Genomic DNA, 20,299 nt, shown 5'->3' with positions numbered 1-20,299 from the left:
GGCGGGTATCCGGATCAGCCCAGCAGCACGCTGGTCTGGATGCCGCCCGCGGAGAATCCAAGGCTCCGGGCCAGCGCCAGGGAGCCCTTGTTGCTGACCTCGGAGCGCCACTGCAGCGTCAGCCCGGCGGCGAGGGCCTCGTGCGCAGCTATTGATGCGGCCAGCTTGCCCAGCCCCCGGCGCCGCCACTCGGGCGCAACCAGCACCCCCAGATGGGCGAGGAGCCCCTCCCACTCGGTGTACGCGCCGCAGGCGACAGGGGTCCGGCGCCCGTCTTCCTGATGCATGATCGTGAAGCGGTGTTCGAGGTCCGCGAGGCCCACCTCATTGACGTCATCGGGCGGGCAGAACGTTTCCAGTTCGACCGCCTCCGGGTTCCCGTGCGAGACGGTCAGCTCCTCGGACGGCTGCTGCAGGGGGAGGTCGTCGGCGAAAAAGAGCGCGGCGGCGCCCAGCCCGTGGCCGCCGTGCCCGCGGGTGATGGTCAACAGCGTCACGTGCTGGGCAAGTTCCCCGTCTGAGAAGCCGGCGGCCGCGTCCAGCGCCCATTGCGGGCCCACCAAAGCGGAATTGCCGAAGAGGCGGACAAACTGCACCGACCGGGCCGACTCATCGGCCCGGGTGAGCCTCTCACCGGCAGCAGCTGCGAAGGCGCCGTCGTCGAACCCCAAGCGGCGCGCCCATGCGAGCTGGACAATTTCAGCGGAACCGGGCTCAAGAGTCATGAATCAACCCTACCCACCGCGGGCGGGCGCTTAGCCGAAGAGGACAGCAGCCTCGTCATAGCGGGTCTGCGGCACGGACTTAAGGTTGCCGAGCGCGGCGTCGAAACCGACGTGAACGATGTCCGTGCCGTGGAGCGAAACCATGGTGCCCCAGCGCTTCTCCACCACCGAATCAATGGCGGCCATGCCCAACCGGGTGGCCAGGACACGGTCGAAGGCCGTCGGAACGCCGCCGCGCTGGATGTGGCCAAGGACCGTGGCGCGGGTCTCGATGCCGGTGCGTGCCTCGAGCTCGGGCGCCAGCATTTCGGCGATGCCGCCGAGACGGGGCCGGCCAAAGGTGTCCAGTCCGCGCTCCGAGTGCGGGGATTCCTGGCCTTCGGGCACGAATCCCTCGGCGACGACCACCAGCGGGGCGCGGCCACGGTCGCGGGCGGAGACAACCCACTCGGCGATCTGTTCCATGGAGGCCTTCTGCTCCGGGATCAGGATGGCGTGGGCGCCCGAGGCCATCCCGGCGTGCAGGGCGATCCAGCCCACGTGCCGGCCCATGACCTCGGCGATCATGCAGCGGTGGTGGGACTCCCCGGTGGTGCGGAGCCGGTCGATCGCCTCGGTGGCGATTTCCACGGCGGTGTCGAAACCGAAGGTGTAGTCCGTGGCGTCGAGGTCATTGTCCACGGTCTTGGGGACACCCACGATCTTCAGGCCGGCGTCAGTGAGCCGCTTGGCCGCGGCCAGCGTGCCCTCGCCGCCGATCGCGATGATGGCATCGATCCCCAGCCGGTCCATGTTGGCCTTGATGACCTCGGGACCGCCACCGTTCTCGAACGGGTTGGTGCGGGACGTGCCGAGGATGGTGCCGCCCTGCTTGGCGATGCCGCGGACCGTGGTGCGGGGAATCTCGACGATGTCGCCCTCGACAACGCCGCGCCAGCCGTCCCGGAATCCCACGAACTGCTGGCCGTGGACGGCGATGCCCTTGAGGACGGCGCCACGGATGACAGCGTTCAGTCCGGGGCAGTCTCCGCCGCTGGTGAGGATTCCAATTTTCATGTCTTGGCTCAAATCCTGGTTTGAAGGGGTACAGGCAGAGCGCCACGCTGAGCTCACCTAGAGTCTAATGGCGTGTGTGGGGCAGGACACAAACGGTTACACAAGAGGTGCCCCCGCCGAGGCGGGGGCACCCTTGCTGCGCTGCGGAGCGTGCCCGACCCACCGGCTGCGGTCCGGCGTGTCCGGCCCGCGACCGGTGTAGGCCCGGGCCGGGGTTAGGGCCGGGAGGAACGCTTCGCGAGGAAGGTTTCCAGTGCAATTGCATTGCGCTGGTCCGGGAGGAGCAGCCACGCCGCGAGGTAGAGCACAAAGGCCGGGCCCGGGAGCAGGCTCAGGAGCAGGTAGGCGATCCGGACATAGGCCACGTCAACATTCAGTTTGGCGGCGATTCCGCCGCAGACGCCGCCCAGCCAGCGCTGCGGGCCACGTTTCAGGCCGAAGCCCCGGATGGTGTCGAAGAATTTATCCATGGTTCAAGACTTCCCTGAAGTTGATTCATTGTCACGCCTGCGTGCCGAGAGAAGCCCGCCGACGATCAGGGCGGCGCCCGCCCCGATCATCAGGCCGATCAGGACGTAGGTGCCGTTAAGGGCCACGATGCCGAGCTGGGAAACGATGATCAGCGCGGCCAGGGCCAGCACTATCAGCCCCCACACCACGGTTCCCACCCGGGCGGGGGAGCCGGCCGCTTCCGGGTCGTGCCCGGCGGCACTGGAGTCGTCATAGCTGCTCATGTCAGTTGCCTTCCTTGATGGTCACGTTGCTGACGGTCCCGGAGATTTTCAGGACCATCCGGGCCCCGGGCTTGGAGGTGTTGTAGTCGCTCTGCTGGTTCATGATGCCGCCGTGGTCCTGGTTGCCTTCGTGGAGGTTGGCCATGGTCATGTCCGCCTGGACTTGCACGGGGACCGTGCCCGGGATGACGACGGTCAGGTTGCTGGCGGTCGCGTCGATGGGAACAACGACGTCGGAGCCCAGCGGCGGATTCAGCGCCATCTTGGTCAGGTCCACTGTTCCTTTGCCGCCGGTGATCTCGAAGCCGCCGCGGGCCTGTTCAATGCTCGACGGCGTCCAGTCGGCGTTCTGGAAACGGAACCGGTCGCCGTGCGGGACCACGCTGAAGATGCCGCCGATCAGCAGGGCCACGACCGCGAAGAAGCCAAGTATCCCCGAGGTCCGGCCCCGCAACCCGGCGAACAGGATTCCAAGACCCAGGATGGCCGCGGCGATCGCCCAGACCAGTGCGTTGCCGGAATCGCCGAGGTCGATTAGGTTGGCGGCGTCGAGGGCCTTGATCCCCCCGCCCACCAGGAGGGCGGAGCCGACAGTAATGGCGACAGCCGGAGTGCCCGGGCCAGGGCTGCGCGGCGCGGCCGGCGGCGGAGTGGCCCCCGGCCCCGGGCCGTAGCCGCCGGGGGGAACGGGGCCGGGCGGCGTGGTTCCCGACGGCGGCGGCGGGCCCCAGACCGGGCCAGCGCCGGAGCTGCCGGCGTCGTTGACGGGCTGGCCGTAGGCCGGGATGCCGGCCGGCGGGAAGCCTGCGGCGGAGTGCTGATCAGCGCCGGCGGTGCCTGCATAGGTCGCCGTGCCGGCCGGGCTGCTGGAGTCGTAACGCGATGACATGGGAGTGGCTCCGTTCCGGGTCTTGTTGCGTTGGGTCAGGTAGTAAACGAGGTAGATCGCACCGCCCACCCAGAAGACGGTCCAGACGAAGGCGCCAAAGCCGAAGCGGTCCCAGCCCCAGACGCCGGTGCCCAGGCTGGGGAACCCGATGACAGTGGTGATCAGGGCGCCAGTCATGCCGGCGGTCCACCGGCCCGCGGCAGCCTCCTGGACGTGAATGCGGCCGTCGGGTTCGGGCAGCAGGGCCCAGGCCAGGCCGTAGGCGAGCACGCCAACTCCGGCGAAAATGGTCAGGACGATCAGGACGCCGCGAATGATCAGGGGGTCGACGCCGAGGCGGTGGGCTATGCCGCTGGCCACGCCGCCGATCCAGCGGTCGCGTCCGCGGTAGATGCCCTGGCTGCGGATCCAGTCGAAGAAGTTCTGCCCCTGGCGCCCGGGCATCTGTCCGGCCGGATACGGTCCGCCCATACCCGGTCCGCCCGTACCCGGTCCGCCCATACCCGGTCCGCCCGGGTACGGTCCGCCCTGGGACGGATCCGTGCCGTAGAGCGGCGGCCCATACGGCCCTTCAGGGTCGCCGGCCTGGTACAGCCGCGGAGGCTCCGGCGACGGCCCGACGTCGGGTCCGGAACCGGCAGCAGCGCCGGCGGCCCGGCCGGCGTCGGAAGAGTCCGCGGGGGGCAGGCCGGCGTCGGGAAGGTCCCGGGCGGTCTGGCCTGCGTCGGGAAGGTCCGGGGCGGTCTGGCCTGCGTCGGGAAGGTCCGGATCTGATCGATCCGTCTGGGGCCGGTCTGCGGAGGCCGGGCCTTCATCAGGGTGTGGAGTGTGCGGGTTCATACTTCGATCCTTCCCGTTCCCGGGGCAGGGCTCTACTGGGGAACACCCTGAACGGTCCCTGAGTGGCCCCCGGTTAGGCCCGCAAACGCGTCCGGGGAACCCCGATCCGTGCTTGGATTGAGGCATGACGACCCCGCCCGCCCGCCCGCCGCTGGTCCGCAGCAGCGATCGCGTGATCGCCGGCGTGTGCGCGGGCCTCGCCAACCATCTGGGCTGGCCGGTGCATATGGTCAGGATCGGCATGGTGGTGGCTGCGCTCGCGGGCGGCGCCGGCGTGGCCTTTTACGCCTGGCTCTGGATCATGGTTCCCACGGCGGATGAGAGCGCCAGGCGAAACGCCCGCCGCCCGGCGTCGCCCATCGCCCCGGCCGTCAGCGACCCCGGTATCTCCGGTCTTCACGGTGCCGGCCTCCCCGATATCCCCGATATCCCCGGTATCTCCGGCGCCCCAGGCAGTGCGGGCGCCGTCGGCGCCGCGGGGACTCCCGGGTCCCCCGGGACTCCCAGTGCAGCGGAGCAAGGGTCCTGGCGGTCGCGGGTTCCGGGCATGCCGTTCGGCAAGGAGATCCTGCTGGGCGCAGGGCTGCTGCTGGCGGCCGGGATCCTGATCGCCCGGCTCGTCGGCGTTGACGTGCCGCTGGGCACCCTGATCCCGGTCGCGGCGATCCTTGGCGGCGCCGCGATCGCCTGGATGCAGCTGGATGAGACCCGCCGCGCGGGGCTCGTGGACAAGACCAAGGCGGACCAGGCCGGCGGCTGGGCGCGCCTCGCGGCCGGGCTCGCCCTCGTGGTGGCCGGCGTGCTGGTGATGGTGTCCGGCTCAGGGTCCTGGGAACAGACCTGGCTGGCCCTCCTGGCTTCCGTGGCGGTGCTCGGCGGGGTGGCTCTGGTGTTGCTGCCCTGGGGGCTGAAGTTCTGGCGGGACCTGGAAACCGAGCGCGCGGGCCGTGTCCGCGCCACCGAGCGGGCGGAGATCGCCGCCCACCTCCACGATTCCGTGCTCCAGACCCTCGCTCTGATCCAGCGCCGCGCCGGCAATGAGCACGACGTCATCCGGCTGGCCCGCGCGCAGGAGCGCGAACTGCGGGGCTGGCTGTACCGGGACGCTGGCAACGAATCCGGACAGCTGTCCGAAGGCATCAAAGCCGCGGCCGCGGAGGTTGAAGACGCCTTGGGGCACCCGGTCGAAGTGGTCACCGTGGGGGACTGCGTCATGACCCAGCGCCACGAGGCCCTCGTCCAGGCGTCGCGCGAGGCCATGCTCAACGCGGCCCGGCACGGAGGCGGCGCCGTGTCCGTCTACCTGGAAGTCACTGACGTCGCAGCGGAGGTTTTCGTCAAGGACCGGGGGCCAGGCTTTGACCCGGATTCGGTTCCCGCGGACCGGCTCGGCGTGCGCGAATCGATCATCGGGCGGATGAACCGCCATGGCGGCACCGCCGCCATCATCAGCAGCCCGGACGGCACCGAAGTGCGGCTCCGGCTGCCCGTCAGCGCCGCGGCAACTACCGGAACTGCCGGCGCTGCCGCCACCAACATCAACGGAGAGGTCAAACCGTGACCAGCCCACCACCAGGAAATCCTGCACCAGGAAACCCGGCATCTGGAAACCCTGCGCCAGGACACCCTGTATCTGAAAGTCGGGCACCAGGACACCCTGCACCTGGAAACCCACCCGGGATCCGGGTGGTCATCGTGGACGATCACGCCATCTTCCGTTCCGGGCTGAAGGCGGACCTGGACCCGGACATCGTCGTCGAGGGTGAAGCCGGCACCGTGGAAGAGGCAATCGCCGTCATCGCAGCCCGGCGTCCCGACGTCGTTTTGCTGGACGTCCACCTCCCCGGCGGCCGCGGTGGCGGCGGACGCGAGGTGCTGGCCGGCTCGGCGCCGCTGCTGGGTACCACGCGCTTCCTGGCGCTGAGCGTGTCCGACGCGGCCGAGGACGTGGTCTCCGTAATCCGGGCAGGCGCGCGCGGCTATGTCACCAAGACGATTTCCGGGGCGGAGATCAGCGGCGCCGTCCGCCGCGTCGCCGGCGGTGATGCGGTCTTCTCGCCCCGGCTGGCGGGCTTTGTCCTGGACGCGTTCGGCACCGCCCCCGCGGACATCGCCGACGACCAGCTGGACAAGCTCTCGGCGCGGGAGCTCGAGGTGATGCGCCTGATTGCCCGGGGCTACAGCTACAAGGAAGTGGCCAAGGAATTGTTCATCTCGATCAAGACGGTCGAAACCCACGTCTCGGCCGTGCTGCGCAAGCTCCAGCTCTCCAGCCGCCACGAACTGACCCGCTGGGCCGCCGAGCGCCGCCTCCTCTGACGCGCTGGCTCCTCTGACGCGCTGGCTCCCCTTCAGCTGGGACATGCCCATTCTTAAACGCGAACTGTGGGCAGAATGCCATTCTGCCCACAGTTCGTGGCTGCAGCTGGACATGTCCAGTCCTGCGGGGTGCGTTGTGCGGGCGGAACGCCCTACTTCGCCTTGCCGAGGAAGTCCTGCAGGCGGGCGACGCCCGTGGCCAGGTCCTCGTCTCCCAGCGCGTAGGACAGGCGCAGGTAGCCGGACGGGCCGAACGCCTCGCCGGGCACCACAGCGACCTCAACTTCGTCCAGGATCAGCGCGGCGAGCTCGGCCGAGGTGGCGGGCCGCACCGGACCGTTCGCGGACGGGAACTCCTTGCCCAGCAGCGCGCGGACGTCCGCGTACACATAGAAGGCGCCCTTCGGCGTCGGGCAGTCAACGCCGTCAATGGCGTTCAGGCCCGCGACTATCGCCTTACGGCGGCGGTCAAACGCCACCTTCATCTCATCGACGGCGGTCAGCGGCCCGGACACGGCGGCAAGAGCTGCGACCTGGGGGATGTTGGAGACGTTCGACGTCGCGTGCGACTGCAGGTTGGTGGCGGCCTTGATGACGTCGGCCGGGCCGATCATCCACCCCACGCGCCAGCCGGTCATGGCATAGGTCTTGGCGACACCGTTGAGGATGACCACCTTGTCGCCCAGTTCGGGAACCGCGGTGGCGATCGAGGTGAACGGCACGCCGTCGTAGGTCAGGTGTTCGTAGATTTCGTCGGTGACAACCCACAGGCCCTTGGCTGCGGCCCACTGGCCGATCGCCTTGACCTGCTCCGGCGAGTACACGGCGCCGGTCGGGTTGGAAGGGGAGACGAAGAGGAGGATCTTGGTGCGGTCCGTCAGGGCGGCTTCCAGCTGCTCCACGGTGACCAGGTATCCCTGTTCCGGGCCCGCGAAGACCTCCACCGGAACGCCGCCGGCCAGCCGGATGGCCTCGGGGTAGGTGGTCCAGAACGGGGTGGGAACAATGACCTCGTCGCCCGGATCCAGGAGCGTGGCGAAGGTGTTGTAGACGGCCTGCTTGCCGCCGTTGGTCACCAGCACCTGGGACGCCTCGGCCTTGTAGCCGGAATCCCGGAAGGTCTTTTCCGCGATGGCCTGCTTGAGCTCCGGCAGGCCGCCGGCGGGGGAGTAGCGGTGGTACTTCGGCTGGCTGGCGGCCTCGATGGCGGCCTGCACGATGTAGCCGGGGGTCGGGAAATCGGGTTCCCCGGCGCCGAAGCCAATGACCGGCCGGCCGGCTGCCTTCAGCGCCTTCGCCTTGGCATCGACGGCCAGAGTGGCGGATTCGGCTATGGCGGAAATGCGCTGGGAAATGCGGGCAGCAGACATGGGCGGGTCCGTTCTTCGCTTGCAGCTGGAAGGCTGGATGTGGGATTCGACGAAATCTACTCTATGCTGTTCACCGGATCCCCCGGGGTGCCGGATCGGAAATGTGACTGACCGCTGTCAGTTGGTTTTCGCAGGCACGCAGGGCTCCGAAAGAGGGCCGGTTCGACGTAGGCGCAGTTGTTGCGTAGACTGGTTCTCCGGTGTTGAAAACACGATGATGGCCTGCGCCTCAGGGAAGCCTGCGGAACGCATCGGCCGGAACGGATTTTCGCCCCGAAGGGTAGTGGCGCAATTGGTAGCGCAGCGGTCTCCAAAACCGCAGGTTGCAGGTTCGAGTCCTGTCTGCCCTGCGCATGCTGTTCCGGATCATCCGGAGCAAGCGCAGCAACCATGGTTCAGTTCAGAGCCGGGTATCCGATCATTGCGAGGATGAGTGAGGACCAGGTGACCGAAACGGCTGCCAGCAGCTCCAAAGGCCGCCCCGCCAAGAACGCCGCCAAGCCCGGCTTCTTCGCTCGCATCGCGATCTTCATCCGCCAGGTCATTGGCGAGCTGAAGAAGGTCGTCGCACCGACCCGCAAAGAACTGATCAACTACACGATCGTGGTGCTGGTGTTCGTGACCATCATGATGGTGATCGTCACCCTGCTGGATCTGGCCTTTGGGACCGCGGTCAGCTGGGTCTTCGGCGGCAGCGGCCCCACGGACCGCTAAGGCGACCGGTCCGCAGACTGCGTGGAGGCCCCGGGAAACCGGAGAATCTGCGGGGTGTGCGGAATTGAGTCATTTAAATAGGCATGTTAGGCAATGAGGAAGCAGGAGACCAAGTGTCTGAGCAGGAGCTCGAGGTAACTGAGACTGAGCTGGATAAGAGCCAGGACGCCGCGGTGGAAGCCACGGAAGAGTCCGAGGCTGTGTCTGCTGCGCCCGAATCCGACGTCACTGACGAGGCCGTAGCAGAAGAAGACGCCGAGGCTGCAGAAGCCGACGTCGTTGATGCTGAAGCCGGCGAAGCTGAAGAAGACACAGACACTGACGCGCTGGCAGCGGCGGCCGCCAAAGCCGACGTCGACCCTGCCGAGGAATTCAAGGCCAAGCTGCGCCGCCAGGAGGGTGACTGGTACGTCATCCACTCCTACGCAGGCTACGAGAACCGCGTCAAGGCCAACCTTGAGACCCGCATCCAGACCCTGGACATGGAAGATTACATCTTCGAAATCCAGGTTCCGATGGAGGAAGTCGTCGAGATCAAGAACGCTCAGCGCAAGGTCATCAACCGCGTCCGCATCCCCGGTTACGTCCTGGTCCGCATGGACCTGACGGACGCTTCCTGGGGCGCCGTCCGCCACACCCCCGGCGTCACCGGCTTCGTGGGCAACGCCCACAACCCGGTCCCGCTGCGCCTCGATGAGGTCTTCTCCATGCTCGCCCCGGTCTTCGAAGAAGAGCAGGCCGAGAAGGGCAAGCCCGTCAAGCACGCCGCCGCCCAGGTGGACGTCGACTTCGAGGTTGGCGAGTCCGTCATCGTCAAGGAGGGCCCGTTCGAGACCCTCCCCGCCACGATCTCCGAAATCAAGATCGATTCCCAGACCCTCGTGGTGCTGGTCTCCATCTTCGAACGTGAGACTCCGGTCACCCTGGCGTTCAACCAGGTCAGCAAGATCTAGCTGTTCCCTAAGAATTCGCCCCGGGCTGCCCGCTTAGCAGCCACGGAGCGGCCGGCCGCCTTGCCATGGCGGCCACCAACCTGAGGCACGCTCCTGTGTCCCAGGACGTATTTGAGAGAAGGACCTACATTGGCTCCCAAGAAGAAGGTCACCGGCCTCATCAAGCTGCAGATCCAGGCAGGTGCCGCTAACCCGGCCCCGCCGATCGGTCCTGCGCTTGGCCAGCACGGTGTCAACATCATGGAATTCTGCAAGGCGTACAACGCTGCGACGGAAGCCCAGCGCGGCAACGTTATCCCCGTGGAAATCACGGTCTACGAAGACCGTTCCTTCACGTTCATCACCAAGACCCCGCCGGCTGCAGAGCTCATCAAGAAGGCTGCAGGCGTCGCCAAGGGTTCGGCTACCCCGCACACCGTCAAGGTTGCCAAGCTGACCCAGGCCCAGGTCAACGAGATCGCCACCACCAAGATGGAAGACCTCAACGCCACGAGCCTCGAAGGCGCAGCGAAGATCATCGCCGGCACCGCCCGCTCCATGGGTATCACCGTCGAGGGTTAATTCCCCACCGCTGAAGCGCCGGGGTCGGGAAACCGATCACGACGCCGGTCAGCACCGCCGGTCAGCCGGCACCACCTAAACAAATAAGAGCGGATTTCCCGGCACGGTACACCAGCCGGAATTCCGCCTGTGGCAGGGCCCAGCGCGGTCCGCAGACCACAACTGCACAAGGAGAAATAAGCAGCATGGCAAAGCGCAGCAAAGCATATGAGGCAGCCGCGGCCAAGATCGACGCGGAGAAGTTCTACGCGCCGTTCGAGGCAGTGACGCTCGCCAAGGACACCAACCCGTCCAAGTTCGACGCCACCGTTGAGGTCGCTTTCCGCCTCGGCGTCGACCCCCGCAAGGCCGACCAGATGGTCCGCGGCACCGTTATCCTGCCCCACGGCACCGGTAAGACCGCCCGCGTCCTCGTCTTCGCCACGGGCGAGAAGGCTGAAGCAGCAATCGCTGCCGGCGCCGACTTCGTTGGTTCCGATGACCTGATCGAAAAGATCGCCGGCGGCTGGACCGACTTCGACGCCGCCGTCGCCACCCCTGACCTCATGGGCAAGGTTGGCCGCCTCGGTAAGGTCCTGGGTCCGCGTAACCTGATGCCGAACCCGAAGACCGGCACCGTGACCGCTGACACCGCCAAGGCTGTCAACGACATCAAGGGCGGCAAGATCGACTTCCGCGTCGACAAGCACTCGAACCTGCACTTCATCATCGGCAAGGTGTCCTTCGACGCCCTGAAGCTGGCCGAGAACTACGCGGCAGCACTGGAAGAGGTCCTGCGCCTCAAGCCGTCCGCTGCCAAGGGCCGCTACATCCAGAAGGCCACCGTGGCCACCACGTTCGGCCCGGGCATCTCGGTTGACCCCAACGTCACCAAGGTCCTGACCGAGGTCTAATCCTCACCGGATCCACTGACGACGTCCGCTTCGCGGCGTCGCCACGTTCAAGCGAAAGGCCGTCCCGCAACCGCGGGGCGGCCTTTCGCCGTATCCGGCGTCGGGACACGGCGTTTCTCGCCAACGGCGGTGTCAGCCGACGTCTGCCGCCGGTGCGGGGACGGGTTGCTCCGCGTGGTCCCGGCTCTGGCGACTGCCCATGGCCCAGAATGTCAGGGTGATCGCTGTCAGGGCAGCCCCGCCGGTCATGACTGCGCTCCATCCTCCGAGCTGCCAGAGGGCGCCCGCGAGTGCGGATCCGGCGGCCCCGCCGATGAAGTTGCTCACCACATACGCGGTATTGAGGCGGCTGCGGGCGTCGTGGTCCACTGCGAGGACGCGGACCTGGCTCAGGGTCGCTATGGCCCGCGCGGCAATGTCGAGAAGAACGATTGCCACGAGCAGGACGATGATCGAGCCGGCCCCGATGCCCGCGATGAGGAAGCACAGCAGGGTGAGCGCCAGAGCGGCGCTGATGGCAGGGGTGGACCAGCCGCGATCGTGTAAACGTCCGGCCCGTTGGGCCGCGATGGCTCCCGCGATTCCGGCCAGGCCGAAGAGCCCGATCGTGGTGACCGAGTATGAGTACGGCGGGGATGCGAGCAGGAACGTCAACGCGGTCCAGAAGAGCGTGAGGACGCCAAATCCAGTTCCCGCAACCAACAATGCCATGCGGACCGGGGAGTGCCGTTTGATCACGACGAAGATCGAGCCGAGCAGGGCTGCATAACCCAGTGTCGCCCTCGGAGGCAGCGTCGGGATGGTCCGGTGCAGGAGTCCGGCCGTTGCGAGGGCCAGTACCGCCGCAACGCCGTAAGTCATCCGCCATCCGAATGCCTCGGCGAGGAAACCGCTGATCGTGCGGGAGGCGAGGACTCCAATCATCAGCCCCGAGGCGACGGTGCCGATCACGTGGCCGCGTTTCGACGGTTCTGCGAGGTCTCCCGCCAGCGGGGTCAGCAAGGGCCCGGACACGGTGGTCAGCCCCACGAGGACCAGCGCTACGAGCAATACTTCGAAAGTCGGGGCGATCGCCGCAACGGTAAGCGCGGCCGCGCAGAGAAGCATCATGAGGGGCAGAAGACGGCGACGGTCCAGCACATCGCCCAGCGGAACGATGAAGAACGCGCCGACGGCGTATCCGACCTGCGCTGTTGTGACTAGCAAACCCGCGGTCCCGCTCGAAATCCCGAACGACGAGCCAATGTCCTCCAGCAGCGGCTGGGCCCAGTAGAGGTTGGCCACGGCAGCACCGCCGGCCACCGCGAAGAGCAGAACCATGGCCCGGCTGATACCAGCAGGTGCCGGTTTGGTGATTGACATCAAAGTTGTCCTTCTGTTCTTCGGAAAATAAGGTCTCGACGTGACAGGCAAGGCAGGTTTCCCCGGGGAACACGACATGGAAGGAACTGTTACCGGCTGGAGCCGGCCTCTGGCTGGTGGCGTGCTCGTCGGAGGGCCATCGCGAGGAGGGTCACTGTCCCGAGGACCGCCATGATGATCGCGACGGTCAGCGGGCCAAGGACCCCCAGCGCCGTTTCGAGCGCCGATGCACCGAACCAGGTGCCGATCGCGGTCCCTCCGTTGAAAGCGGCCACCGCAATTGCTGCTGCGAGCGTGGGTGCCGTGTGGGCGAAGCGGACGGCGAGTCCGGTGCCGACGGGCGGGATGCCCATGCCTGCGATGCCGAGGAGGAACATGAGAATGAAGGTGGCGACCGGATTGGTGGACAGGGGCACGAGCAGCGCCATCAGCACGACAGTTCCCGCGGCGGCGGCGATGAACGTCGTGATCGGTCGCTCGTCGGCGAATCGTCCGGCAAGGTTGGTGCCCAGGGTTGCGCCCAGGCCGAACACCACGAACAGCAGGGGTACGGCCCAGAGCGGTATCCCCGCACGGTCTGTGGCCAGCGGGGATACGTAGCTGAAAGCTGTCATGTAGCCGCCGGTGGCGAGAACGGTGGCCACCACTAGGACGGCCATGCGAGGGTTCGTGACCGCGCGAAGCTCGGCGCGGATGGACGCAGTGCCGCGGCCGCCCTCTGGTGGTGTGAACCATGCGATCACCGGCGATGCCAGGACGGCGAGAGCCGCCAGTGCCCAGAAGGTTCCGCGCCAGCCAAGGAGCTGGCCGACGAATGAGCCGAGCGGGACGCCGGCGACGGTGGCGAGGCCAACGCCGCTCATCATCACCCCGAGGGCACGTGAGCTATTGGCCGGTCCGGCGGCATGGGTGGCCACGACCGAGGCGACGGACCAGAACGCACCGGATGCCAGGGCAGTAATTATGCGCGCGATGAGAACAGTCTCGAAGTCGCCGCTCAGCGCAGCGACGCTATGCCCGGCCGCGAAGACGAGCAGCGCGAGGACGAGCGTGGCGCGCCATGGCAGGCGCAGAGTCGCGAGGGCCATGACAGGTGATCCGACGATCATGCCGATCGCGAACGCCGTGATCAGGAGACCGACGCGGGCCTGGCCCACGTGCAGGTCCCCGGCAAGCGCCTGGAGGAGCCCGGCGACGATGTACTCGGTGGTGATCATGAGGAACGTGCCAAGCCCGAGCAGCGGCACGACGAAGGGCAGCCGGGGGCGTGTTGGCGCTGTCGCAGTGCTGATGGTTGTCATGCGTTGATCGGTTTCCTTCGTGCGGTCGTGGGTGGGAGCTAGGACCGCTCCGCCTACTCGACGATGCCGTACCTGCTTACCCCGCGGAAGGACCCGGTGAGACATGGTCTGACAGGTCCTGTTTCGCCACTTCCGAAACCCCTAACGTCGAGGAGGCGGGTTCTCCGCACGCCGTCCTCTTCCCAAGGAGCGTTCTGTGAATGCCACGACCACTGTCTTGTCCGTGCCGGAACTCCGCCATTCGCGGGCAGCGCTGTTCGCCGCCGTCACCGGTTTCTTCGTCATCACGCTCGACGCCGTTGTAGTTAACGTCGCGCTCCGCGAAATCAGTCTGGACCTCGGCGCGACGATCACCGGGTTGCAATGGATCGTTGACGGTTACACCTTGCTGTTTGCGTCATGTCTCCTGTCGGCCGGAGCGCTCTCTGACCGGATTGGTGCGCGGCGCTCCTACGCCATTGGCATGGCCGCCTTCGTCGTCACTTCGCTGGGCTGCGGGCTCGCGCCGACCGTCACCGTGCTCATCCTGGCCCGGATCCTGCAGGGAACGGCGGCCGCGATGATGCTGCCCGCCTCGATGGCGTTGATCGGCGAGGCCTTCCCTGACCCGGCGAAGCGGGCACGCGCCGTCGGCATGTGGGCGATGGGCGGCGCCCTGGCGTCGATCTCCGGCCCCGTGCTCGGCGGGGTCCTCTCCCTTGTCGACTGGCGGCTGATCTTCCTGATCAACCTCCCGGTCGGCGCCGCGGCACTGATCCTGCTCAGGCGGGTTCCGCGCTCGGCGCAACGAAGCATTCCCGTCGACTGGGCCGGGCAGCTTACCGCCGTCACCGCCATGGGTGCCCTCACGTTCGGTGCCATCGAGGCCGGCGCGGCCGGGATTACAGCCCCGCTAACGCTCATCTCCTTTGCTGTTGCCGTCGTCGCCGGCGCAGGCTTCGTCATGGCGGAGCGCCGCGGAGCGCACCCCATGGTTCCCCTCCCGCTGCTGCGCGACCGCACGATGGCCGCCTCGATCGGCATCGGATTCTCGTACATGGTCGGATACTTTGGCCTGCCCTTCGTGATGAGCCTTTACGCACAACAGGAGCGCGGCCTCTCGCCCGTCGAGACGGGCGCGATCTTCGTTCCGATGATGCTCGGCGGCGCGATCCTGACACCGTTTATCGCCAGGCTCTCCGAACGACTCGGCGCACGCACACTCATCGCCGGCGGAATGACGCTCATGGCCGCAGGACTCACCGTCATCGCGGTCCTGCCCGCCGCGACACCGGTCTGGATCCTCGCAGGCGTGATGATCCTGGTCGGCCTCGCCGGCCCGCTCGTCATCCCGACCATCACCGCCGTTCTGCTCAACAGCTTTGAGAGTCAGCGCGCCGGCACCGTGAGCGGGATCTTCAACACCAGCCGCCAGATCGGCGGTGCCCTGGCCGTCGCCGTGTTCGGATCCTTGCTCGCCCGCTCAACGACCTTCCTCCAAGGCTTCTCCACCAGCCTGCTGATCGCCGCCGGCCTCGCCCTCGCCATGGCCATCCTCGCGACCCGCCTGCCGCGGCGATGAATGACCACCGGTGCTGGCAGGGCCTGACAGGTCCCGCCACGCATCAAGGATCCGGGCCTACCCTTGAACGTATGGATTCCCGCGCCGAGATCAGCAGCTTCCTCACCTCCCGCCGAGCCAAGCTCACCCCGGAGCAGGCCGGTGTCCCGCTCTACAGCGGAGCCCGCCGCGTCCCCGGCTTACGGCGGGAAGAAGTCGCCCATCTCGCCGGCGTCAGTGTGGACTACTATGCACGGCTTGAACGCGGCAAGATCACCGGCGCATCCCGCGAAGTCATCGAAGCAATCGCCCGCGCGCTGCAACTGGACGAGGACGAACGCGACCACCTCCTGGACCTTGCCCGGCTCACCCAGGGCCGTGCCCCGCGCCGGAAACCCTCCAACCGCACCACCGTCAGGCCCGGCATCCAGAGCGTCCTCGACTCCATCGATGCCCCCGCCTTCATACAGAACGCACGACTCGACCGCCTCGCGTCCAACAGAATCGGCCGAGCGCTGTACTCCCTGCCCGAGGACGGGTCACGGGACCGCTTCAACTACGCGCACTACCTGTTCCTGGACTCACGGGCACCGCGATTCCACCGCGATTTCGGCACGGCCAAACACAACGTCGTCGCGCTCCTTCACGCCGCAACAGCCCGCGACCCCTTCGACAAAGAGCTGATCCAGATCATCGGCACCCTCTCGACCCAAAGCGAGGAGTTCCGCTCGCTCTGGGCCTCCCACGACGTCTTCCGCTACCGGTCCGGAGCGAAGATGCTCACGCACTCCGCCGTCGGTGACCTGGAGTTCGGCTACGAATCATTCGAGCTCTCCACCGACCCGGGCCTGGTCATGCTCGTCTACACCGTCCAGCCCGGATCCGCGACGGCCGACGCCATGCGAATCCTCGCCAGCTGGACCGCCCCGGCCATCCACATCCACTGAGCCGACCAGTCCCAGGGCCGACCACCATCAGAGCCGACCACCATCAGAGCCGACCTGCCAGCAGCCGTCCCGAATGTAGTTTGCGGGGCATCTTGGAGGCGCCCGGCTTGCCGGTTAGGCTGTCCCGGTGACTACGCCGTCGTACCTCATTGAGCCGCTTTCCCTGCCGGCCGGCCTTGATGCCGCTGACCCTGATGCCGCTGACCCTGATGCCGCCGAGGCGGGGGAGTTCGTGGAATTCATGGAACTCTGCGACGAACTCGTCCTGCAGACGTGGGGGAACCTTGACCGTTCGATGCCCGTGGCAGCACGCCTGCAGTACTGGCAGGACACTCCCTATAGCCGGCTGCGGCAGTTCTTCGTCCGGGTCGACGGGCGGATGGCGGGCCGCTCCTGGGTCCGCTTCGATGTGCAGGACAACCTCAGCAGTGCGCTGCTGCACGTCGACGTCCTGGATTCCTTCACCGGCCGGGGGATCGGCCGGGCGCTGCTGGATCACGCCGAAGCGCTGGCCGCCGCCGATGGCCGGACAATACTGCAGACCTTCACGGAGCACCCGGCCGATTTCGACGTCGCCGGTCCGGACGTCATCCAACCGGCCACCGGGACCGGAGCGCTTCCTGCCGGCGCGCGGGGCGTCCGTTTCGCCGGGCGGGCAGGCTACCGCCTGGAGCAGGTTGAACGCTTCAGCTCGCTCGAGTTCCCGCCTGCCGCCGACCTCGACGCGCTGGAACACGACGCCGTGGCCCGGGCGGGGGACTATGAACTCCTGCACTGGACCGATGCCTGCCCGGAGGAATATGCCGCCGGGCTCGCGGTACTGATGTCCCGCATGAGCACCGACGCCCCCAGCGGCGCGCTGAGCTACGAGCCGGAAACCTGGGACGTTGCGCGCGTCCGCCACGTCGAGGACACCTGGCGGCGGGCGGGCCAGTCCTCCCTCGTGGCGGCGGCACGGCACCGGGCCACCGGTGAGCTGGCCGCCTACACCGTCCTCCAGGTCGCAGCCGACAAGCCTTGGCTGGCCAGCCAGGACGACACCCTGGTCGCGGCGAGCCACCGCGGGCACCGGCTCGGCATGCTGGTCAAGATCCTCAACCTGCGCCAGCTGGGGGAGGGGTACCCCGCGGTGCGGCGCGTCCTGACCTTCAACGCCGCCGAGAACCGCCACATGCTCGGCATCAACCTCGCGCTGGGATTCACACCGGCGGGCTACGACGGCGAGTGGCAGCGGACCGCCGCCGCGGGCGCCGCCGGCAACTGGCACGCTGACTGACACCGCGACTGGCGCCCCTGACCGACGCCGCGGCTGACACCGCTGACTGACACTCGGCAGGGGGCCGCGCGCCGGGCGGCACGAAACTGGCCGGCGTCACCAATGGAACAGCGGCCCAAACCAGCATATGCTGGCGGTTGAAAGCCCGGTTTGAGCCGGGCTGTACCGATGGTGGGTGGCAGAACGGCTGGGATGATGCCCTCTATGGCAAACGATGTACGGATTGAGCAGCTGTGGATCCCCGATTCCCTTGACACGCCCGATGCCGCCGACTTTCTCGCCGCCGTCGAAGTGGGGCGAAGAGTCCGGATGCAGACGTGGGGCACCGACGACCTTGCCTACGCGCCGCAAGAGAAGCTTCTTGAGATGGCGGATCCCTACGAACGCCAGGTGATCCTCGTGGCCAAGATCGACGGCGTGATTGTCGGGACGGCGGACATCGCCCTGCCCCTCGTGGACAACCTCGATCTCGCCGAATTCACCCTCGACATCCTTCCGGAATACCGGCGCCAGGGTGTGGGACGGCAGCTGCTGGAGGCCGCTGAGCACTTGGCGCGGGACGAGGGCCGCCACACCATCCTGATCGACACCAACCACCCGGGATCCACCCTGCGGGACCCGGAGGCCGAACAGCTCGTGCCCGGCAGCGGCGTCGGGTTCGTCCCACTGGGAAGCCGCGACGTGGAATTCGCCCGCCACACCGGCTACACCCTGCAGCACATCGAACAGTTCAGTTCCTGCGCGCTTCCCCTGGACAGCAAGCTCGTCGCCGAACTCGAGGCCGAGGCCGAGGAAGCCAACGCCGGCCGCTACCGCCTGCACCACTGGACCGACCGGTGCCCGGACCAGTGGCTCGAGGCCGTTGCTGCCCTGGAGAACCGGGCCGGCGAGGACGAGGTGCCGGGAGCCGAGGCCGAGGACATGGTGTTCGACGGCCGCATCCTCCGCGAAGCCGAGGACGTGACAATTGCCCAGGGCCGCCGGACGGTGGTCACCGCCGTCGAGCACATCGCCAGCGGCACGCTCGTGGGGCTGACCACCATCAGCGTCCTGGCGCTGCGCCCGGACGTGGTCTTCCAGGACGACACCGTGGTGCTCCAGGAGCACCGCGGCAACAAACTGGGCCTGCTCATCAAGGTCGCCAACATGGAGCGGCTCAGCGAACAGTTCCCGGACGCGCGGGTCCTGTACACCTGGAACGCCCCGGAGAACCGCTACCTCCTGAAGGTCAACCAGCAGCTCGGATTCACGACGGCGGGCGTGACGGGTCTGTGGCAGAAGGAATTGCCGGACTTTGGTCCGTCCGTCAGCTGACGGCCGGCCGCCGGCCCCCTGAACCTGTCTGCTGAACCCCGGCGGCCGGCCCGATTTGGAACACGCCCGCCGCGTCCCGTAAGCTGGGAGGACCAAAGACCGTCGGTTGTTGGAAATCCACTCTCCCAAGCAAGACTCACTTCTGCAGTCGCGCCGGGAGAACGCAGTGGATTTCCGGACGAAGGACCCTGAACATAGGGCGGCCGGCGCAGGTGAACGAAGCAAAGCTCCGCGGTCATGCACCGCGTCGAGACAAGCCCCGTGCATCTGCGCGGGGCGTTTTTAGTTTTAGCTCTTTTTGAGCGGGGACCCGGACACACCGGCACTATCCCCGGAAGGAGGGTTATGGCAACGCCTAGCAAGGTTTCAGCAGTAGCTGAGATCACTAACGATTTCAAGGAATCGAACGCCGCTGTCCTGACCGAATACCGCGGGCTCACCGTTGCACAGCTCAAGCAGCTGCGTGTCTCTCTCGGCCAGGACACCAAGTTCTCGGTCGTCAAGAACACCCTGACCGCCATTGCAGCCAAGGAAGCTGGTGTCGAAGCATTCAACGACCAGCTCTCCGGCCCCACTGCAATCGCGTTCATCAAGGGTGACGCAGTTGCCGCTGCCAAGAGCCTGACGGATTTTGCCAAGACCAACAAGCAGCTGGTCATCAAGACCGGTTACTTCGAGGGCAAGGCACTGAACGCCAGCGAAGTCGCTGCCCTGGCAGCACTCGAGTCCCGTGAGCTGCAGCTCGCCAAGGTTGCAGGCATCCTCAAGGCTCCTGCTGCCGCTGCTGCACGCATCATCGACGCACTGCGCCTCAAGCTTGAAGAAGAGAACGGTGCACCGGCAGCAGCCGAGGCACCCGCCGCTGAAGAAGCTCCCGCAGCAGATGCAGCAGCCGAGGCCGAAGCACCGGCCGAAGCCGCAGCCCCCGAAGAGAACTAAACCTCTTCTCCATAAGACTCCGGTGCGACAGCGAGCCTCAGGGCCGCCGGGCACCACTATAGGAAGGACGCCACACCATGGCGAAGCTCACCAACGAAGAGCTCATTGAAGCTTTCAAGGAACTGACCATCATCGAGCTCTCCGAGTTCGTCAAGCTCTTCGAAGAGACCTTCGAAGTTACCGCTGCTGCTGTTGCCGTAGCCGGCCCCGCCGGTGGCGCTGCTGCTGAGGAAGCCGAAGAGAAGACTGACTGACTTCGACGTCATCCTCGAAGCTGCTGGCGACAAGAAGATCGCAGTGATCAAGGAAGTTCGCGCCATCACCTCCCTGGGCCTCAAGGAAGCCAAGGACCTGGTTGACAGCGCACCCAAGGCTGTTCTCGAAGGCGCCACCAAGGAAGCTGCCGAGAAGGCAAAGGCTCAGCTCGAAGAAGCTGGCGCCCGCGTTACCCTCAAGTAAGTATTGCCGTTCGGATCCATCGCGATCCGCACTGTTTGCGGGAAGCCCCGTCCACTCCGGTGGGCGGGGTTTCCTGCGTTTCCGGCCCGCAAGGCCTCCGGCGGCGG

At 67.0% G+C, this 20,299-nt stretch carries 19 protein-coding genes, 1 tRNA gene and 1 pseudogene; 13 read left to right on the top strand and 8 right to left on the bottom strand.

Annotated features, from left to right (window positions below; genetic code table 11):
* Positions 1-14 precede the first annotated feature (14 nt).
* From LDO15_RS16855 to LDO15_RS16835, 5 genes are all read right to left on the bottom strand, one after another.
* Positions 15-725 carry a GNAT family N-acetyltransferase gene (locus tag LDO15_RS16855; RefSeq protein ID WP_223980252.1) on the bottom strand — a complete coding sequence of 237 codons (711 nt, stop codon included), beginning with the start codon at positions 723-725 and terminating at the stop codon, positions 15-17.
* A gap of 30 nt (positions 726-755) precedes the next feature.
* Positions 756-1,781: a 6-phosphofructokinase gene (locus LDO15_RS16850; protein ID WP_223980250.1), complete on the bottom strand. Its 1,026-nt coding sequence runs from the start codon at positions 1,779-1,781 to the stop codon at positions 756-758.
* A 215-nt stretch (positions 1,782-1,996) separates the two neighbouring features.
* Entirely contained in the window at positions 1,997-2,251 is a 255-nt protein-coding gene (locus LDO15_RS16845; protein WP_223980248.1) for a PspC domain-containing protein, read from the bottom strand.
* Positions 2,252-2,254: 3 nt separating this feature from the next.
* Entirely contained in the window at positions 2,255-2,515 is a 261-nt protein-coding gene (locus LDO15_RS16840; RefSeq protein WP_223980247.1) for a hypothetical protein, read from the bottom strand.
* Between the two features lies 1 nt (position 2,516).
* The gene (locus tag LDO15_RS16835) at positions 2,517-4,244 is read right to left on the bottom strand and encodes a PspC domain-containing protein (RefSeq protein ID WP_223980246.1); all 1,728 of its coding nucleotides are present in this window, start codon (positions 4,242-4,244) and stop codon (positions 2,517-2,519) included.
* 124 nt (positions 4,245-4,368) lie between these two features.
* Here LDO15_RS16835 and LDO15_RS16830 point away from each other — a divergent pair, with 124 nt between their 5' ends.
* Together LDO15_RS16830 and LDO15_RS16825 are read left to right on the top strand one after the other, a co-directional pair.
* On the top strand, positions 4,369-5,805 hold the full coding sequence (locus LDO15_RS16830) for an ATP-binding protein (protein WP_223980245.1): 1,437 nt from the start codon (positions 4,369-4,371) through the stop codon (positions 5,803-5,805).
* Positions 5,806-5,930: 125 nt separating this feature from the next.
* Positions 5,931-6,563, top strand: coding sequence for a response regulator transcription factor (locus tag LDO15_RS16825; protein WP_276572928.1), 633 nt, complete (start codon positions 5,931-5,933; stop codon positions 6,561-6,563).
* Between the two features lie 152 nt (positions 6,564-6,715).
* Here LDO15_RS16825 and LDO15_RS16820 read toward each other — a convergent pair whose 3' ends face one another.
* A complete protein-coding gene (locus LDO15_RS16820; protein WP_223980244.1) occupies positions 6,716-7,933 on the bottom strand; it encodes a pyridoxal phosphate-dependent aminotransferase in 1,218 nt (405 codons plus the stop codon).
* Positions 7,934-8,210: 277 nt separating this feature from the next.
* Between LDO15_RS16820 and LDO15_RS16815 the strand changes: the two genes are divergently transcribed.
* The 5 genes from LDO15_RS16815 (at position 8,211) to rplA (ending at position 11,054) form a co-directional block, all read left to right on the top strand.
* Positions 8,211-8,283: transfer RNA gene (locus LDO15_RS16815), tRNA-Trp, on the top strand.
* 79 nt (positions 8,284-8,362) lie between these two features.
* Positions 8,363-8,647, top strand: coding sequence for a preprotein translocase subunit SecE (secE, locus tag LDO15_RS16810; RefSeq protein WP_223980243.1), 285 nt, complete (start codon positions 8,363-8,365; stop codon positions 8,645-8,647).
* Positions 8,648-8,760: 113 nt separating this feature from the next.
* Complete coding sequence (gene nusG / locus LDO15_RS16805; RefSeq protein ID WP_223980242.1) at positions 8,761-9,600, top strand: transcription termination/antitermination protein NusG; 840 nt, start codon at positions 8,761-8,763, stop codon at positions 9,598-9,600.
* 129 nt (positions 9,601-9,729) lie between these two features.
* Entirely contained in the window at positions 9,730-10,161 is a 432-nt protein-coding gene (gene rplK / locus LDO15_RS16800; protein WP_018773647.1) for a 50S ribosomal protein L11, read from the top strand.
* A 185-nt stretch (positions 10,162-10,346) separates the two neighbouring features.
* Complete coding sequence (gene rplA, locus LDO15_RS16795) at positions 10,347-11,054, top strand: 50S ribosomal protein L1 (RefSeq protein ID WP_223980240.1); 708 nt, start codon at positions 10,347-10,349, stop codon at positions 11,052-11,054.
* Positions 11,055-11,186: 132 nt separating this feature from the next.
* Here the strand turns inward: rplA and LDO15_RS16790 are convergent, their stop codons facing one another.
* Both LDO15_RS16790 and LDO15_RS16785 read right to left on the bottom strand, forming a co-directional pair.
* Positions 11,187-12,416, bottom strand: a complete 1,230-nt coding sequence (locus tag LDO15_RS16790) for an MFS transporter (RefSeq protein ID WP_223980239.1) — start codon at positions 12,414-12,416, stop codon at positions 11,187-11,189.
* An 89-nt stretch (positions 12,417-12,505) separates the two neighbouring features.
* Positions 12,506-13,717, bottom strand: a complete 1,212-nt coding sequence (locus tag LDO15_RS16785; protein ID WP_223980237.1) for an MFS transporter — start codon at positions 13,715-13,717, stop codon at positions 12,506-12,508.
* A gap of 196 nt (positions 13,718-13,913) precedes the next feature.
* Between LDO15_RS16785 and LDO15_RS16780 the strand changes: the two genes are divergently transcribed.
* From LDO15_RS16780 to rplL, 6 genes and pseudogenes are all read left to right on the top strand, one after another.
* Positions 13,914-15,278, top strand: a complete 1,365-nt coding sequence (locus LDO15_RS16780) for an MFS transporter (protein ID WP_223980236.1) — start codon at positions 13,914-13,916, stop codon at positions 15,276-15,278.
* Between the two features lie 71 nt (positions 15,279-15,349).
* Positions 15,350-16,204: a helix-turn-helix transcriptional regulator gene (locus LDO15_RS16775; RefSeq protein ID WP_223980235.1), complete on the top strand. Its 855-nt coding sequence runs from the start codon at positions 15,350-15,352 to the stop codon at positions 16,202-16,204.
* A gap of 127 nt (positions 16,205-16,331) precedes the next feature.
* Positions 16,332-17,480 (top strand): GNAT family N-acetyltransferase, encoded by a 1,149-nt coding sequence (locus tag LDO15_RS16770; protein ID WP_223980234.1) that lies wholly within the window; start codon positions 16,332-16,334, stop codon positions 17,478-17,480.
* A gap of 204 nt (positions 17,481-17,684) precedes the next feature.
* Complete coding sequence (locus LDO15_RS16765; protein WP_223980233.1) at positions 17,685-18,794, top strand: GNAT family N-acetyltransferase; 1,110 nt, start codon at positions 17,685-17,687, stop codon at positions 18,792-18,794.
* Positions 18,795-19,139: 345 nt separating this feature from the next.
* The gene (gene rplJ, locus LDO15_RS16760; RefSeq protein WP_223980232.1) at positions 19,140-19,733 is read left to right on the top strand and encodes a 50S ribosomal protein L10; all 594 of its coding nucleotides are present in this window, start codon (positions 19,140-19,142) and stop codon (positions 19,731-19,733) included.
* A 77-nt stretch (positions 19,734-19,810) separates the two neighbouring features.
* Positions 19,811-20,192 (top strand): annotated as a pseudogene (gene rplL, locus LDO15_RS16755) (50S ribosomal protein L7/L12).
* Positions 20,193-20,299 lie beyond the last annotated feature (107 nt).

Source organism: Arthrobacter sp. NicSoilB8 (genome assembly GCF_019977355.1).
In the GTDB taxonomy this organism is placed as follows: Bacteria; Actinomycetota; Actinomycetes; order Actinomycetales; family Micrococcaceae; genus Arthrobacter.
This window is presented reverse-complemented; position numbering and strand designations above follow the sequence as displayed.

Coding starts and splice junctions, on each gene's coding strand:
- LDO15_RS16855 (WP_223980252.1), bottom strand. CDS start 725: ATGACTCTTGAGCCCGGTTCCGCTGAAATTGTCCAGCTCGCATGGGCG.
- LDO15_RS16850 (WP_223980250.1), bottom strand. CDS start 1,781: ATGAAAATTGGAATCCTCACCAGCGGCGGAGACTGCCCCGGACTGAAC.
- LDO15_RS16845 (WP_223980248.1), bottom strand. CDS start 2,251: ATGGATAAATTCTTCGACACCATCCGGGGCTTCGGCCTGAAACGTGGC.
- LDO15_RS16840 (WP_223980247.1), bottom strand. CDS start 2,515: ATGAGCAGCTATGACGACTCCAGTGCCGCCGGGCACGACCCGGAAGCG.
- LDO15_RS16835 (WP_223980246.1), bottom strand. CDS start 4,244: ATGAACCCGCACACTCCACACCCTGATGAAGGCCCGGCCTCCGCAGAC.
- LDO15_RS16830 (WP_223980245.1), top strand. CDS start 4,369: ATGACGACCCCGCCCGCCCGCCCGCCGCTGGTCCGCAGCAGCGATCGC.
- LDO15_RS16820 (WP_223980244.1), bottom strand. CDS start 7,933: ATGTCTGCTGCCCGCATTTCCCAGCGCATTTCCGCCATAGCCGAATCC.
- secE (WP_223980243.1), top strand. CDS start 8,363: ATGAGTGAGGACCAGGTGACCGAAACGGCTGCCAGCAGCTCCAAAGGC.
- rplA (WP_223980240.1), top strand. CDS start 10,347: ATGGCAAAGCGCAGCAAAGCATATGAGGCAGCCGCGGCCAAGATCGAC.
- LDO15_RS16790 (WP_223980239.1), bottom strand. CDS start 12,416: ATGTCAATCACCAAACCGGCACCTGCTGGTATCAGCCGGGCCATGGTT.
- LDO15_RS16785 (WP_223980237.1), bottom strand. CDS start 13,717: ATGACAACCATCAGCACTGCGACAGCGCCAACACGCCCCCGGCTGCCC.
- LDO15_RS16775 (WP_223980235.1), top strand. CDS start 15,350: ATGGATTCCCGCGCCGAGATCAGCAGCTTCCTCACCTCCCGCCGAGCC.
- LDO15_RS16765 (WP_223980233.1), top strand. CDS start 17,685: ATGGCAAACGATGTACGGATTGAGCAGCTGTGGATCCCCGATTCCCTT.
- rplJ (WP_223980232.1), top strand. CDS start 19,140: ATGGCAACGCCTAGCAAGGTTTCAGCAGTAGCTGAGATCACTAACGAT.